This window comes from Paenibacillus farraposensis (assembly GCF_020736845.1).
Classification (GTDB): domain Bacteria; phylum Bacillota; class Bacilli; order Paenibacillales; family Paenibacillaceae; genus Paenibacillus; species Paenibacillus farraposensis.
The window spans coordinates 247,345-260,616 of the sequence record NZ_JAFFQR010000029.1; the positions used below are offsets into that span (position 1 = coordinate 247,345).

The 13,272-nt window shown below is 51.0% G+C and carries 14 protein-coding genes; 10 read left to right on the forward strand and 4 right to left on the reverse strand.

Annotated features, from left to right (window positions below):
• Window positions 1-35 precede the first annotated feature (35 nt).
• Complete coding sequence (locus tag JO375_RS06475; protein ID WP_229523674.1) at window positions 36-851, reverse strand: alpha/beta hydrolase family protein; 816 nt, start codon at window positions 849-851, stop codon at window positions 36-38.
• Between the two features lie 181 nt (window positions 852-1,032).
• On the opposite strand from JO375_RS06475, the gene acpS reads away from it, so the two are divergent.
• Together acpS and mutY are read left to right on the forward strand one after the other, a co-directional pair.
• Window positions 1,033-1,437 (forward strand): holo-ACP synthase, encoded by a 405-nt coding sequence (acpS, locus tag JO375_RS06480; RefSeq protein ID WP_229523675.1) that lies wholly within the window; start codon window positions 1,033-1,035, stop codon window positions 1,435-1,437.
• 4 nt (window positions 1,438-1,441) lie between these two features.
• Window positions 1,442-2,680, forward strand: coding sequence for an A/G-specific adenine glycosylase (gene mutY, locus JO375_RS06485; RefSeq protein ID WP_229523676.1), 1,239 nt, complete (start codon window positions 1,442-1,444; stop codon window positions 2,678-2,680).
• A gap of 134 nt (window positions 2,681-2,814) precedes the next feature.
• On the opposite strand, the gene JO375_RS06490 is transcribed toward mutY, so the two are convergent.
• Window positions 2,815-3,429, reverse strand: coding sequence for a superoxide dismutase (locus JO375_RS06490; protein ID WP_229523677.1), 615 nt, complete (start codon window positions 3,427-3,429; stop codon window positions 2,815-2,817).
• 520 nt (window positions 3,430-3,949) lie between these two features.
• Here JO375_RS06490 and JO375_RS06495 point away from each other — a divergent pair.
• The 7 genes from JO375_RS06495 (at window position 3,950) to JO375_RS06525 (ending at window position 9,520) form a co-directional block, all read left to right on the forward strand.
• Window positions 3,950-4,375 carry a GNAT family N-acetyltransferase gene (locus JO375_RS06495; RefSeq protein ID WP_229523678.1) on the forward strand — a complete coding sequence of 142 codons (426 nt, stop codon included), beginning with the start codon at window positions 3,950-3,952 and terminating at the stop codon, window positions 4,373-4,375.
• A gap of 129 nt (window positions 4,376-4,504) precedes the next feature.
• The gene (gene lepB, locus JO375_RS06500; RefSeq protein ID WP_229523679.1) at window positions 4,505-5,089 is read left to right on the forward strand and encodes a signal peptidase I; all 585 of its coding nucleotides are present in this window, start codon (window positions 4,505-4,507) and stop codon (window positions 5,087-5,089) included.
• Window positions 5,090-5,182: 93 nt separating this feature from the next.
• Window positions 5,183-5,620: a ribonuclease HI gene (gene rnhA, locus JO375_RS06505; RefSeq protein ID WP_229523680.1), complete on the forward strand. Its 438-nt coding sequence runs from the start codon at window positions 5,183-5,185 to the stop codon at window positions 5,618-5,620.
• A 97-nt stretch (window positions 5,621-5,717) separates the two neighbouring features.
• Complete coding sequence (gene queG / locus JO375_RS06510; RefSeq protein WP_229523681.1) at window positions 5,718-7,466, forward strand: tRNA epoxyqueuosine(34) reductase QueG; 1,749 nt, start codon at window positions 5,718-5,720, stop codon at window positions 7,464-7,466.
• A 107-nt stretch (window positions 7,467-7,573) separates the two neighbouring features.
• Window positions 7,574-7,828: a YneF family protein gene (locus JO375_RS06515; RefSeq protein WP_007428770.1), complete on the forward strand. Its 255-nt coding sequence runs from the start codon at window positions 7,574-7,576 to the stop codon at window positions 7,826-7,828.
• Window positions 7,829-7,881: 53 nt separating this feature from the next.
• Complete coding sequence (folE, locus tag JO375_RS06520; RefSeq protein WP_229523682.1) at window positions 7,882-8,475, forward strand: GTP cyclohydrolase I FolE; 594 nt, start codon at window positions 7,882-7,884, stop codon at window positions 8,473-8,475.
• Window positions 8,476-8,674: 199 nt separating this feature from the next.
• Window positions 8,675-9,520 (forward strand): lipoate--protein ligase family protein, encoded by an 846-nt coding sequence (locus JO375_RS06525; RefSeq protein ID WP_229523683.1) that lies wholly within the window; start codon window positions 8,675-8,677, stop codon window positions 9,518-9,520.
• A 19-nt stretch (window positions 9,521-9,539) separates the two neighbouring features.
• Here the strand turns inward: JO375_RS06525 and JO375_RS06530 are convergent, their stop codons facing one another.
• On the reverse strand, window positions 9,540-10,904 hold the full coding sequence (locus tag JO375_RS06530) for a Fe-Mn family superoxide dismutase (RefSeq protein ID WP_229523684.1): 1,365 nt from the start codon (window positions 10,902-10,904) through the stop codon (window positions 9,540-9,542).
• A gap of 256 nt (window positions 10,905-11,160) precedes the next feature.
• Complete coding sequence (locus JO375_RS06535) at window positions 11,161-12,198, reverse strand: alpha/beta hydrolase (RefSeq protein WP_229523685.1); 1,038 nt, start codon at window positions 12,196-12,198, stop codon at window positions 11,161-11,163.
• Between the two features lie 297 nt (window positions 12,199-12,495).
• Here JO375_RS06535 and JO375_RS06540 point away from each other — a divergent pair, with 297 nt between their 5' ends.
• Window positions 12,496-13,239: an IclR family transcriptional regulator gene (locus JO375_RS06540; RefSeq protein WP_229523686.1), complete on the forward strand. Its 744-nt coding sequence runs from the start codon at window positions 12,496-12,498 to the stop codon at window positions 13,237-13,239.
• Window positions 13,240-13,272 lie beyond the last annotated feature (33 nt).

Here is a 13,272-nt window from a genome sequence, read left to right on the forward strand (position 1 = left end):
CGGCGGATCGCCGTTTGTATTGAAGGGGCTGTAGCTTACTTGGCGATCCATTCAATGAAGCGGCGGGTTTCAGCAATAGCCTGGTCGAGCGGAAGGCTGGTTCCCTGGAATGGATGCACGGTATTGAAGGTATGATTGCCACCTTGAATTTGTACCCATTCAATATCGGGACGAACAGAGGTGAGCAGGGTAGAGCCTTCCCGCAGGCGTTTGGAGTCTTCGGTCCCCTGGATAAGCACGGCCGGAAGCTGACTGTTGGCAAGCCTGTCCACGATGGCAAAACGCGAGCGATTTTGTTCCAGATCGTCCAGAATGACAACATCCAGCGGAAGCTGCTGTCCGGTTCTGGCGTTGTTCACATAGCTCCGTCCCTTGGTGCGCATCTCTTCCTTTTGCGGCAAGGTGAACAGATCCAAATCTGTTACGCCGTTCCATGAAATGACACCGGATACTTCCCCGGGATGATCAAGAGCATATACGAAACAGCTTCCTGCACCTCGGCTATGACCTAACAGAAACAACGGCAATTCTCTGAACTCGTGGCGTGCTCTCAGATGGGTCAGCAGGATATCCAAATCCTCTTGCTCGCGGCTATAGGTGTTGCGAGCGAACTTTTCCAACTCGGTAAAATTTTCCAAATCCTCACCTATGCCATTATGTGAAAAGTTGAAGGTCACGACATGATGATCCGCACTTAATGCTTCTGCTATAAAGGGGAACATGCCCCAATCCTTAAATCCCTTGTAGCCATGAGCGATGACGAGCAGGCTTTTGGCTGTACTTTTAGCGGGAAACCAGGAGGCCCGAATCACCGCATCTGTTCCTGCTTCAACAACAATGGTTTCTGACATTCTATCTTTCCTTTCTACAGGAATTTTTAAAACGGCATATCGTTGAACTTTAAATATTCATCTATAGCCTTTCTCATTTTAACATATTTTGGTGCTGCTTTTGGGTGTTTGTTGCTCGCCATGATGTGGATGCGCTGTTACAATAGGTGCAGTAAAGTATAAAAGGACGGGGAATACCCACATGATCTACGGAATTGGACATGATGTACTGGAAATAAGCCGTATGGCTGATGTTTTGGCAGGTAAATATGCAGATGCGTTTTTGAAGCGGGTGTTGACCCCTGAAGAACGTGAGCTGGCTGAGGAACGCAAGGGCAGGCTGGCTGAGTTCGTGGCAGGGCGCTTTGCTGCCAAAGAAGCGATCACGAAAGCCTTCGGTTGCGGAATCGGGCAGATGATCGGGTTCGGTGATATGAATATTTTGCCGGAGCCTGGGGGGAAGCCCGCAGTTTATTTGTCTTTATCCGCGTGGGATAGGCTGGGATTGCCAGGTTCAGGGGAATCGGATTACAGCATTCACCTGAGCATTACACACCAGCCCAACATTGCCTCTGCTTTTGCGATTGTCGAATATAAGGAGACGTGATGTGATGCCCACAAATACATTGGAACAAAAACGGTACTTCAGCTTTGAGCTGTTGAACTGGTATTCACGCAGCAAACGGGATTTGCCGTGGCGCCGCCATCGGAACCCATTTTATATCTGGATTTCGGAAATTATGCTTCAGCAGACGCGGGTCGATACGGTAATTCCGTATTTCAATCGCTTTATTGCACGTTTTCCAACGATTGAAGTGCTGGCGGAAGCACCTGAGGAGGATGTGCTCAAGCTGTGGGAGGGACTGGGCTATTATTCACGGGCCCGGAATTTGCAAGCTGCGGCCAAGCAGGTGGTCGAGCTTCACGGCGGACAGGTGCCGGATGATACGCAGGCGGTTGCTGCGCTCAAAGGGATCGGACCGTATACAACAGGCGCGATTATGAGCATTGCCTTCAATCGGCCAGAGCCGGCAGTAGATGGCAATGTGATGCGTGTGCTGTCGCGCTATTTCCTCATTGAAGAAGACATTATGAAAGGCAGCACACGTGCGCATATGGAAAGTCTGGTGCGGGGGCTGATTCCCGAAGGGAGGGCCTCCGATTTCAATCAGGCCCTGATGGAGCTGGGCGCGCTGGTGTGTACGCCAAAGTCGCCCCAGTGCCTGACCTGCCCGGTCATGGTGCACTGCTCTGGGCGGCTGGCAGGCCGCGAGGAGACGCTGCCAGTGAAGACGAAGGCGAAGCCGCCGCGGCTGGAGCCGCGTTCCGTCGCCCTCATCGAGGGCAGCGGCGCGAATGCAGGCCGCCTGCTTGTGCGGCAGCGCCCGGCCAAGGGCCTGCTGGCCCGCATGTGGGAGCTGCCGCACGAGCTTGCCGGGCCGGAGGGCTACAACGGCCCGGTGCCGGATGAGCCCGCCATGGACCATCTGGCGGCTCATTTGCTGGCAGCGGGCGTGTCTGCGCGCCCGGTACGGTTTGTACGTGAGGCGGAGCACACGTTCAGCCATATCCACTGGAACCTGCGTGTGTTCCAGTATGAAGAGCTCGCCAGCCCCGGCGGGAAGGCAGGCGGACAGACGCTGGCTGCTGAGCAGCGAACAGACTACAGCACCGGGGCGAAGCCGGATGCGTTGATTGCGCTGGTAGCTCAGGAGGAGCAGGCACACCCTGTGCTGCCTGCGGGATACCGCTGGATCAGCGAGGCAGATATGGACACCATGGCGTTTCCCAAGGTGTTCCTCGATCTGATCACTGAATATTATGCTAACCCAAAAGGGACCTTGGCGTAGGTCCTTGAAAGCTGCCGGGAGAGGTTCCGGCAGCTTTTTTTGTCTATCCATTTAAATTAAAAAAAGGCTGCCTCATTTGTAGAAAGTCTACAATTGAGACAGCCCATGATTGCAGGCGGTGATCTGCTACCGGCTTATTTTTTTGCAGCCGCGTAACGTTTGTTCACTTCATCCCAGTTAATAACATTGTAGAATGCTGCAATGTAATCCGGGCGTTTGTTTTGATATTTCAGGTAGTAAGCATGCTCCCAAACGTCCAGTCCAAGTACCGGAGTCAGACCTTCGGACAGTGGGCTGTCCTGGTTAGGAGTGCTAGTGATCGCCAGTTTGCCGTCTTTGCCGACAACCAGCCAAGCCCAGCCGCTGCCGAAGCGTGTTGTAGCTGCTTTAGTGAAGTCCTCTTTGAACTTGTCATAACCGCCCAACTCGTTGTTGATGGCATCAGCAATGGCACCCGTTGGTTGTCCGCCGCCATTAGGACCGATAACTTCCCAGAACAGGCTGTGGTTGTGGTGCCCGCCACCGTTGTTGCGAACCGCAGTGCGGATGCTTTCAGGAACGCTGTCCAGATTGGAGATCAGATCCTCGAGGCTTTTGCTTTGCAGTTCTGGAGCGTTTTCCAGCGCTGCGTTCAGGTTCGTTACATATGTGTTGTGGTGACGATCATGGTGAATTTCTACTGTCAGTGCATCAATATGCGGTTCCAGTGCGTCTTTTGCGTAAGGAAGTTCTGGTAATTGAAATGCCATTGTAAAATCCCTCCTGAATTATATGGTTGGGGTAAGGTATTCCTATGTAATAATACCCTCTACAGTTATATTAAACCGCATTCAGGCTATTTTTTCAACATTTTTGTTTGTAAAATAGCGAACTGGGAAATACGACCTGGTAGCTAGCATATCCAAAAATCCGACAGAAATATACAAAACTTAGGCAGTAAGAGGGAAATTGCGCGACAAAAAAATGTAAACGTTTTATATACAGCGCTTTCACGAGAAAAAGGGATGTATTCCGAGTAAAAGTGTGGTTTAATGATCAAAGAAGCAGAATTTCGGTTTTTTTGTCGTCTGCTATAACTTGTCATGTCTCTGGACCTGACGTGAAGGTAGATACTTTTTGCTGTTCTTCATTTCTTATATAGCAGATCGTATGCATTTTTATCATAATGCCTCGTGATTAACGCCATGATAAAGAACTTTAAGGATTTATGTAAAAATGACGGTGCTGTCTCATTTTTTAATTATGCTTACGAAAAGGGAGATATTACTTATGCACATTCGTTCCTTTCAATTAAGTGATGTGAATCCAGTAACGGAACTTATGCAAATTGCCTTATCCGAGGAGTGCTACAAAGAAACGGTGGGTGCTTTTGCCCGCCAGCTTTCGTGGGATTCCGGTTTGATCGTGGTTGCGGAAGAAGAGGAAGAGATCGTCGGTACTCTGATCGGCACGATTGATCATAATCATGGTTGTTATTATCGTATTGCTATTCACCCGGATCGTCGCCGGATGGGCATTGGCAAATCGCTGGTAGAAGTCATGGAGCAGCGTTTCCAGCAACGTAAGGTAAGCCGTATTTGGGTAGCCGGGGACAAGCATAACAACGCGGCCATGCCTTTGTATAAAGCAATGGGTTATGGAGCAAGCCAGATTTTAGAGACATTCCAGAAGCTCAGTATTTTAGCGCCTCATTAAATGGCAACTATATAAAGAGAATCGAATATTTTAAGGCTGATTTTTCCAACTTAGAGCATATCTGTGTAACCGTTGCAATCGGGTACGGGATATGCTTTTCTATTTATAACAGGGTTAAGGAGGATGATTATGAACGCTTTGGCTCCTTCGTCAGGCCCGCTTCCTTCACCGGAAACATCCAAACGGGCAGGGCGCTCTGGTTATATACGCGATTGGTTGATTACTCTTTTGATTGCGATGATCGTTTTGCTGCTTCTGAATCTATTCGTGTTCAATTTGTCCACGGTCAGGGGACATTCGATGCAGCCGACGTTAATGGAAAGCCAGCATCTGTTCGTGAACAAGCTGGTTTACAATTTTCATGATCCGGCCAGGGGGGATATTGTGATTTTAAAAGATCCCGACTCCAAGCCATCCAGTCCAAGATTTTTAGTAAAAAGAGTGATAGGTACTCCCGGGGATGTGATCCGGGTTGAACATCATCATTTGTATGTGAACAGTGAGCTGCTGTATGAGCCTTACACCAACTCTGAGGTGGAAGATGGTGATTACGGCCCTTTTACGGTGGAGCCGGGGCACTTTTTTGTCATGGGTGATAATCGCCATACTGCTGCAAGCAAGGACAGCCGCTATTTTGGCAGCGTTAAATCCCAGGATTTACTGGGGCGTGCAGAGTTTATATTTTGGCCTATATCTGATTGGAAGTGGCTGTAGAGCAGCAATGGCTTGAAATCAATGCGACAAGCGCGTGTCAACCGGTCAGGATGATGCGGAGCAGGGGTTACGATTCAGGAAAGGAAGAGGAATATGAAAGAAGTGATGGTATATACCGACGGCGCGTGTTCGGGAAATCCGGGCCCTGGAGGCTGGGGAGTCATTTTGCTGTATGGAGAACATCGTAAGGAACTGTCCGGGGCTGAGAAAATGACAACAAACAACCGCATGGAGATCAAATCTGTGATCGAAGCGCTGAAGATGCTCAAGGAGCCTTGTCATGTCAAAGTACACAGTGACTCTGCCTATGTCGTAAATTGCTTCAAACAGGGCTGGATCAAAAATTGGCTTCGCAACGGCTGGCGCAACAGTAAAAATCAGCCGGTTGAAAATAAAGAGCTGTGGGAAGAGCTGTGGGAACTGATGGGCAAGCATAAGGTTGAGTATATAAAGGTGAAGGGGCACAGTGATAACGAGCTGAACAATTACTGTGATTTTCTGGCGACCAGTGCTGTAAAAAATTTACGGTAGCATCTGCTGCTATTTTCTGTTGAAATTTGAGATATGAGGATTTTTACAAATTCTCAAATGAGCAATTACAAAGGTATGGAAGAGAGGTGAGTATCGGATGCAACGCGGATTGATTCAGACGGCTGCCGGAACCGCTTCGACCTGGGCATCACTCAAACAGGAGATCATTGAAGCGGCTCCGGGACTGGGGATCGACTCCATCGGCTTCGCATCCGCCGACCCCTTTCTGTCTCTGAAAGCTATATTGGAAGAGCACCGGGCTAAAGGTTATGAATCAGGCTTTGAGGAGCCGGATATCCATAAGCGGGTTTATCCGGAGCTGAATGGCTCGCAGCCGGCATCCCTGATTGCCATTGCGGTGGCGTATCCTTCCAAAATGAAGAATCCGCCGAAATCGGACAAGGGCAAGTACCGGGGGATTATAGCACGTTCGGCCTGGGGAAAGGATTATCATCTGGTGCTGCGCGAGGCGATGGAAAAGCTTGAGGCTTTTATACGCGAGCGGGTGCCTGATGCGATAATGAAGAACATGGTGGATACCGGGGAACTGTCGGACCGGGCTGTAGCGGAACGTGCAGGTATCGGTTTTAGCGGTAAAAACACGATGATGATCTCTCCTACGCTGGGATCATGGATTTATTTGGGCGAATTGCTGACGAACATTCCCTTTCAGCCTGATGAACCGGTCACGGACAGCTGCGGGGAATGCACCAAATGCCTGGATGCGTGTCCTACGGGTGCGCTTGTTGGCCCTGGGCAGTTGAATGCCCAACGGTGTGTATCTTTCTTGACACAAACAAAAGGCTTTCTGGATGAAGAGTTTATGCTGAAGATAGGGAACAGGCTGTATGGGTGTGATACATGCCAAATGGTCTGTCCCAAAAATCGGGGTCTTAATTGGGATCACCACCCTGAGCTTACACCTGATCCTGAAATTGTGAAGCCGCTGCTGCTGCCGCTCTTGGATTTGAGCAATCGGGAGTTCAAGGACCGGTTTGGTCAAAGCGCGGCAGCCTGGCGGGGGAAAAAGCCAATTCAGCGCAATGCGGTTATCGGGCTGGGTAATTTTAAGGATATCAGTGCCGTCTCCAAGCTGACGGAGGTTCTGTTGAAAGATCCGCGTCCCGAGCTTCGGGGCACGGCGGCTTGGGCTTTGAGCCGAATAGGAGGAGAAAACGCGATGAAAGCGGTCAAGCAAGCAGCAGAGAAGGAACAGCATGAGCAAGTACGCGAAATGATCGCGCAAGCGCAATTCAAACTGGAGGAGCAAGAGCAGGCAGTACAGCAAAAAGTTACTGAACTATTAGGCTCAGAAGTGATGACCGGGGATTCACAGGGGCGAACTACAATTTATTATGATGAAATAGAGACACCCGTAGGCCCTTTGACGTTGTGCGCAACCGATCAGGGGCTGTGCCGAATAGAGTTTGGCATCTTTTATGCGAAGGAGGCATTGCTTCAGCAGTGGGCCCGAACGTGGATTGGGGAATATGTCTATGTGAAGGAGCCTGAAAAACTGCGCGGGACCACGGACCAGCTGCGTGAATATTTTGCCGGAGAACGACGGGAATTCAGTATAGCCTATGATTTGAGAGGGACTCCTTTTCAAATGCAGGTGTGGCTTGCACTGAAAAATATTCCGTATGGACAAAGTGTGTCCTACAAGGATATTGCGGAGTCCATCGGTAGAGCCAAGGCGGTGCGTGCAGTCGGCGGAGCGAATAACAAAAATCCGCTCCCCATCCTGATTCCATGTCACCGGGTATCAGGGGCAAACGGAAGCCCGGTCGGTTATGCCGGGGGTTTGCAAGTCAAAACAAAGCTGCTGGATTTGGAAAAAGAATGAGGACATATGTTTGCAAATTGTGATTTGCTAGCTGTGCCATGTTTTGCTATGATAGGTTCGTGTGTAATGCATGATGTTTCATATAAATATACAGAGGTGACGACTTCGTGGTGTGGAATATTGTCATTCCGATTATTACCCTGATCGTAGGTCTGGTCGGGGGATTTTTCATCGGTGCTTATTATCTTCGCAAACAGCTTGAGAAGATGCAAAACGATCCTGAAACGCTGCAAAAAATGGCCAAGCAGATGGGTTACAACCTGAATGGAAAACAAATGCAGAGAGCTCAGCAAATGATGAAGAACCAGCAGTTCTCCAAAAATCAGCCTGGTGCGCGTAAAAATCAGGGCCGTCGGAAATAATGAGCAGCGTGAGCACGGATGTCCATGAGGTTGCTGCATAGAGGAGGATTACTGTGGCTGGCGTAAAAGATTATATTAACCGCAAAGCTGCGGATAACCGGGATAAAATTGAGTACCATGTGGAGCAGATTTTACAGCTGATCGGTGAGGACCCTAAGCGTGAAGGACTGTTGGAAACACCGGCACGCGTAGCGCGCATGTATGAGGAAATTTTTGCGGGCTATGAGGTTGATCCCCGGGATGCGCTGGGTGTGACATTCGACGAAAATCACGAGGAGCTTGTGATTGTGAAGGACATCGTCTACTACAGCCAGTGTGAGCACCACATGGCTCCTTTCTTCGGAAAAGTGCATATCGGCTATGTACCCAGCGGCAAAATTGTCGGCTTGAGCAAGCTTGCCCGTCTGGTAGAGGCTGTGACCCGCCGCTTGCAAGTTCAGGAGCGGATTACATCACAGATCGCGGATATTCTGGATGAAGCGGTTTCTCCTCACGGGGTAATGGTGGTTGTAGAAGGCGAGCATTTGTGTATGTGTGCAAGAGGTGTCAAAAAGCCTGGCAGTAAAACGGTAACGTCTGCGGTACGCGGCTCGTTCCGTAATGATGCAGCACAACGGGCAGAATTCCTGTCCCTGATCAAGGAATGATCGAAGCCAGCTTGACGGTTATGTAATGAAAAAGGGTGGTTTGCGCAGAGGCGTAGCCGCCCTTTTTTGCTAACACCCTTTTTGCTAACATAGGAATAGACAGATGGACTTAATCCAACATTTGGAAGTGCAGCATAGCTGTCTTAATATTTATAATTAGTCTATGCATAACAGTTATTTTTAGGATAGGGGATACTGTATGGAGAACGTACATAGCTCAGCAGCTAAGACAACCGTTTTGCCTGATTTGCAGTGGTATGAAGCGCCGCTGACCGATACCCGGATGGACGTCTTGTCTCCGTTGGCCTGGGAGGAACTGGCCTGTCGGCAAGTCGGTAAGGGAGCTGCGCCTGTTATGCATCTGTGGCGGCATCCATCTGCGCTGGTTATCGGTCACCGGGACCGCAGGCTCCCGTATGCGCCGCAGGCAATGGAGCGCATGCGCAGCGCGGGAATCTCAGTGTGCGTGCGCCCTTCGGGCGGAGCGGCCGTTATGCTGGACAGGGGAGTGCTGAACCTGTCCCTGATCCTGCCGAATCCACAGCGGGCGATCAGCCTGCATGAAGATTTCCGGCTCATGGCGGGGCTGATTGCCGAGGCGCTGGCCCCATGGTCTGCCGAAGCGCAGACCGGAGAAATCACCGGGTCCTTTTGTCCCGGTGATTACGATGTCAGCGTCAGAGGCCGCAAATTTTGCGGTATTGCGCAGCGGCGTCAAGCCAAGGCTTATATCATCACGGCCTTTGTGATGATTGAGGGCAGTGGCACAGAACGTGCACAGGCGGTGCAGCGGTTTTATGCGGCGGCAGCCGGGGATACGCCGGCGGACATGCACCAGCCGGATTACCCCCGGGTGAATCCGGCAACGATGGGCAGCCTGGCGGAGCTGGCTGGAGTGCCGTCGGTTGAGGCTTATACGGCATCTTTGCGCCGGGTGATCGAAAGCCGGGCTGCGATTATGTCTGTCGATCGCTCGCTGGTGCAGCCGCAAGGCTGGGCAGAGCAGATGGCGGCGCTTAGAGACCGCTACGATCTGCACATTTAGCGGCAGCGTATGATCGGGATCAGAAAGGCTGCCATCTGAGCTTGGAGGCCTGCGCATAACGTTTTTCGACCTCTGGCCAGTTGACGACATGCCACCAGTCTTCAATGTATTTGTTGCGCTCGTTCTGATGCTTTAAGTAATAGGCGTGTTCCCACACGTCCAATGGGAGCAGCGGAATGGACTCCCACTGGGTCAGGTTCTGGTGCTTTTCGGACTGCAGAATTTCAAGCCGTCCCGCGCGCGGACTCCACACCAGAATCGCCCAGCCGCCTCCTTCAACCTTTTCGGCTGCCGAACTGAAATGCTTCTTGAATGCCTCGTAGCTGCCAAAATCCTTTTTGATCTGCTCAGCCAGCGGCCCGCTTGGTTTACCCCCGCCTTGAGGACTCATAATCGTCCAAAAAAGAGTGTGCAGGTAATGACCTCCACCGTTAAATGCCAACTCCCGTTCCCAGTGCTTTACGAGATCAAAATCACCTGTTCTACGGGCTTCTTCCAGCTTCTTCTCCGCTTTATTCAAATCATTCACATAGCTCAAATGATGCTTGTCATGATGAATATGCATCGTCTTTTCATCAATGTACGGCTCAAGCGCGTTATAAGGGTAGGGGAGCGGCGGCAAGCGATGTCCACCGATCGGAACCGCACGATCGGAGGAAGCTTCGGTCGCCGAAGGCTGCGCCTGACCGGACTGTACGCCCATGGACGCCCATTTACCTTCTCCACGTATATTTGCCTCCCGCTCTCGAAACGCTTCCTCAGGGTAATATCCACCCTCTGCTGCAGCATGATACAGCCCAGCGGCCCGCGCGATGGAGCCCGGCTCATGGAAGGGGGTTGTCGAGAGCAGGAAATATTGGCTCTCATGGGCCGCGTGCAGCACAATTCCGGCAGCTTTGGGCTGCTGCCGCAACGCAAGGCTGTGCTCGCCCAGCAGGCCAAGCTGGCGCACGTACTCCTGTGACTGACGGTTTGCAGATTGCAGCAAATCGTCCAGTCGATGCTGTAGAATGTGTGAAGCGGTTCCTGACCACGGAGCCTCTCCAGTTGACGATGCATCTCCCGATTCCCTTGCCTGCCCTGGTTGTTCAGCAAGCTCATGCGTGTGGGCTTGTGGAGCAGTGGACAATGGTTCCTGTGGTTGCTGCTGCCACGCCGGATCTGCCGGTTCAAGGGCGGTTCGCTGCTCTTCAAGCAGCTCTATAGCAGCGCGCTCTGTCTGTTCAAAAACAGTCCGCCAATCATCAAGCAGCTGCGCATAAGCAGGCTCCAGCCCATCAGTGGCGGACTTAATCACTTCTACATGCCAACTTTCCTGCTGCTTCCAATGCCGGATTTCCTCCAGCACCCGCAAAGGCAAAAAAGCCCCGTAAGTACTCAGCATTGTTATTTACCTCCCGTATCCCGCTGTGGCTATCCGGGCAGAGATGGAATTGGCCCCGGATGCATACGTACACAGTATATTCGTCGTCTTATAGGGAATATGTCTACAAACTCTCTCTAGCAGGCCACACATGCCAATTAGAAGCATTAATACGATCGGGACGTCAAAAAGCCCGACTACGGCACAAATTCAGTGTCCATAATCGGGCTTCCACGAGCTGATGATAATATAGCTTGAAAAATAAAAATTCATTGTATTAATTCGCAGCCGTTTGCTTATTCGCATTAGCAATGGTTTTCTTATCCTCCAGCTGTTGTACGCTGCTTAAAAACGTCGATACCCGCCGCAAGTATTCACGCGGGTGCTCTCTGAAAATAAGCTCATGTCGTCCGTTTTTGACAATCCACACGCTGGAAAGCGGATTGGTCTGATTGGCAGCAAGCTTTTCCGCGATGGGATAAGGCGCTTTTTCATCCTGTGTACCATGCACAAACATGATCGGGAACGGATAGTTTTCCTTTTTGACTTCCTGATATGGGATCTGGTCCAGGCTGGTGCCGTTCAAAATCGGAAACAGTAACTCCAGGATTTCCAAAGACGGATGGCGTGGCAAATCAATTTGATTATGAATGTTATGGTACAGCGTATCCGGCTCCAGCAGGAAGGTGCTGTCCAAAATCATCGCATCCACATCTTTGGTTTGCAAGCCTGCCTGCAGGGCGGTTCCTGCCCCCATCGAGAAGCCCCATACGATAATCTCCGAAGAGCCGCGCTGCTTGGCAAGCTGGATCGCTCCAAGAAGCTGCTGGGATTCCGCTTTCCCGCCGGTCGCGACCGCTTTGCTGTTTTGGGACGCGAATCCATAGTCGAACATAACCACATTAAAGTTCAAACGATGGGCATAATGCGCCAGATCATACATGGGAATCCAGCTTTCTTCGCGATTGGCCCCATAACCATGGCTGAAAATAATCGTTTTCCGCGATTGATTCGCCGGGATATACCATCCTTGCACCATGCGGCTGCCGTCCTTGGCGGGGAAGCTGACTTCCTCATAGGCCATTCCCTTCGCCTGCATCGGGTTGGAGTACAGCGGTGCTACGGTCGGATTAGTGAGTACCCATGCAATGTAGGCGTGCAGAGTGATAAAACAAAACAACAGAAAAAATACAACCGATAGCAGTAGCGCAATAACAATATGCTTGAACCGCAGCAGACGGGGATTAATCAGTGGAATGGACGGCTCCTGAACAGCGGCTTGTAGCTGAGAGCTGCGCTGGGATGTCGAAATCATGTAAGAGCCTCCTTATATAAAATGAGCTTCATGCTATGAAATTTAGGTACAAATTCACTTGAAATTGATAGTGTATGTCCATATTGATACCTATTATCGTATGATGGTGGTTATCCAAAGTCAACGCTTGAACCGGAAAAGTAAAAATGATGCAAAGAATTGTCGATATTTGTTCTTTTTCTGTAATATAGCTGTCACAAAAGCATCGGTTTACAGTGGCCGCGAGTATTCTATATAATTTATGTAACCATGTTTCATGGTGTGAAACGAAAATGGATACAAAGGGAGCGGTTCACGATGGAAGAGCGTAAATTAACCGTTCGCGCTGTGGAGCGTGCACTTGATATATTGCTGTGTTTTACCGCAGATTCAGATCTTGGTCTGACGGAGATAGCCTCCAAAATTGGGCTACATAAAAGCACGGTTCACCGGCTGCTGACTACGCTGGAGGACCGCGGCTTTGTCGTTCGGAATACCGCGACAGAAAAATACCGGCTTGGCTTCCGCATATGGGAGCTGTCCACCCATCTGTCACAAAGCGACGAGCCGGCGGTGCTGCTGCAGCCTGCGATGGAGGAATTGCGTGACCGTCTGGGCGAGACGGTCAGCTTGTACCTGCGGGACGGCAGCATGCGTATTCGCATACAGGCCGTGCAGAGCAACCAGGCCATTCGCCGCGTTGCGCCTGTGGGCGCTCGTATGCCGCTGGCTGTGGGGGCTTCCAGCAAGGTGCTGGCAGCCTTTATGCCGCCACAGGAACTGGAAGCCCTGCTCAGGGGGGATGAATGGCCGTCCTCGGTAGACCCGGAGGTCTATAAGGCTCAGTTACAGGATATTCGCGAGAAAGGCTATGCAACCAGCTATGAGGAACGGGAGCCAGGCGCAGCCGCTGTGGCTGCGCCTGTGGTGAACCGGAAGGGACAGGTTGTTGCGGCCTTGTCCGTATCTGGTCCGGTCAGCCGGCTTGCACCTGGAACGCTGGATAGTTTTGCCCCGGTTTTGATCGAGGCTGCGAAGGAAATGGGGTTTATGCTGCCGTAACAGAACCGGCGAAGGGTTGCCAAAACAAGAAAT

Excerpts from the sequence above, each read along its gene's own strand:
- JO375_RS06475 (WP_229523674.1), bottom strand. The coding sequence starts at position 851 with ATGTCAGAAACCATTGTTGTTGAAGCAGGAACAGATGCGGTGATTCGG.
- acpS (WP_229523675.1), top strand. The coding sequence starts at position 1,033 with ATGATCTACGGAATTGGACATGATGTACTGGAAATAAGCCGTATGGCT.
- mutY (WP_229523676.1), top strand. The coding sequence starts at position 1,442 with ATGCCCACAAATACATTGGAACAAAAACGGTACTTCAGCTTTGAGCTG.
- JO375_RS06490 (WP_229523677.1), bottom strand. The coding sequence starts at position 3,429 with ATGGCATTTCAATTACCAGAACTTCCTTACGCAAAAGACGCACTGGAA.
- JO375_RS06495 (WP_229523678.1), top strand. The coding sequence starts at position 3,950 with ATGCACATTCGTTCCTTTCAATTAAGTGATGTGAATCCAGTAACGGAA.
- lepB (WP_229523679.1), top strand. The coding sequence starts at position 4,505 with ATGAACGCTTTGGCTCCTTCGTCAGGCCCGCTTCCTTCACCGGAAACA.
- rnhA (WP_229523680.1), top strand. The coding sequence starts at position 5,183 with ATGAAAGAAGTGATGGTATATACCGACGGCGCGTGTTCGGGAAATCCG.
- queG (WP_229523681.1), top strand. The coding sequence starts at position 5,718 with ATGCAACGCGGATTGATTCAGACGGCTGCCGGAACCGCTTCGACCTGG.
- JO375_RS06525 (WP_229523683.1), top strand. The coding sequence starts at position 8,675 with ATGGAGAACGTACATAGCTCAGCAGCTAAGACAACCGTTTTGCCTGAT.
- JO375_RS06530 (WP_229523684.1), bottom strand. The coding sequence starts at position 10,904 with ATGCTGAGTACTTACGGGGCTTTTTTGCCTTTGCGGGTGCTGGAGGAA.
- JO375_RS06535 (WP_229523685.1), bottom strand. The coding sequence starts at position 12,198 with ATGATTTCGACATCCCAGCGCAGCTCTCAGCTACAAGCCGCTGTTCAG.
- JO375_RS06540 (WP_229523686.1), top strand. The coding sequence starts at position 12,496 with ATGGAAGAGCGTAAATTAACCGTTCGCGCTGTGGAGCGTGCACTTGAT.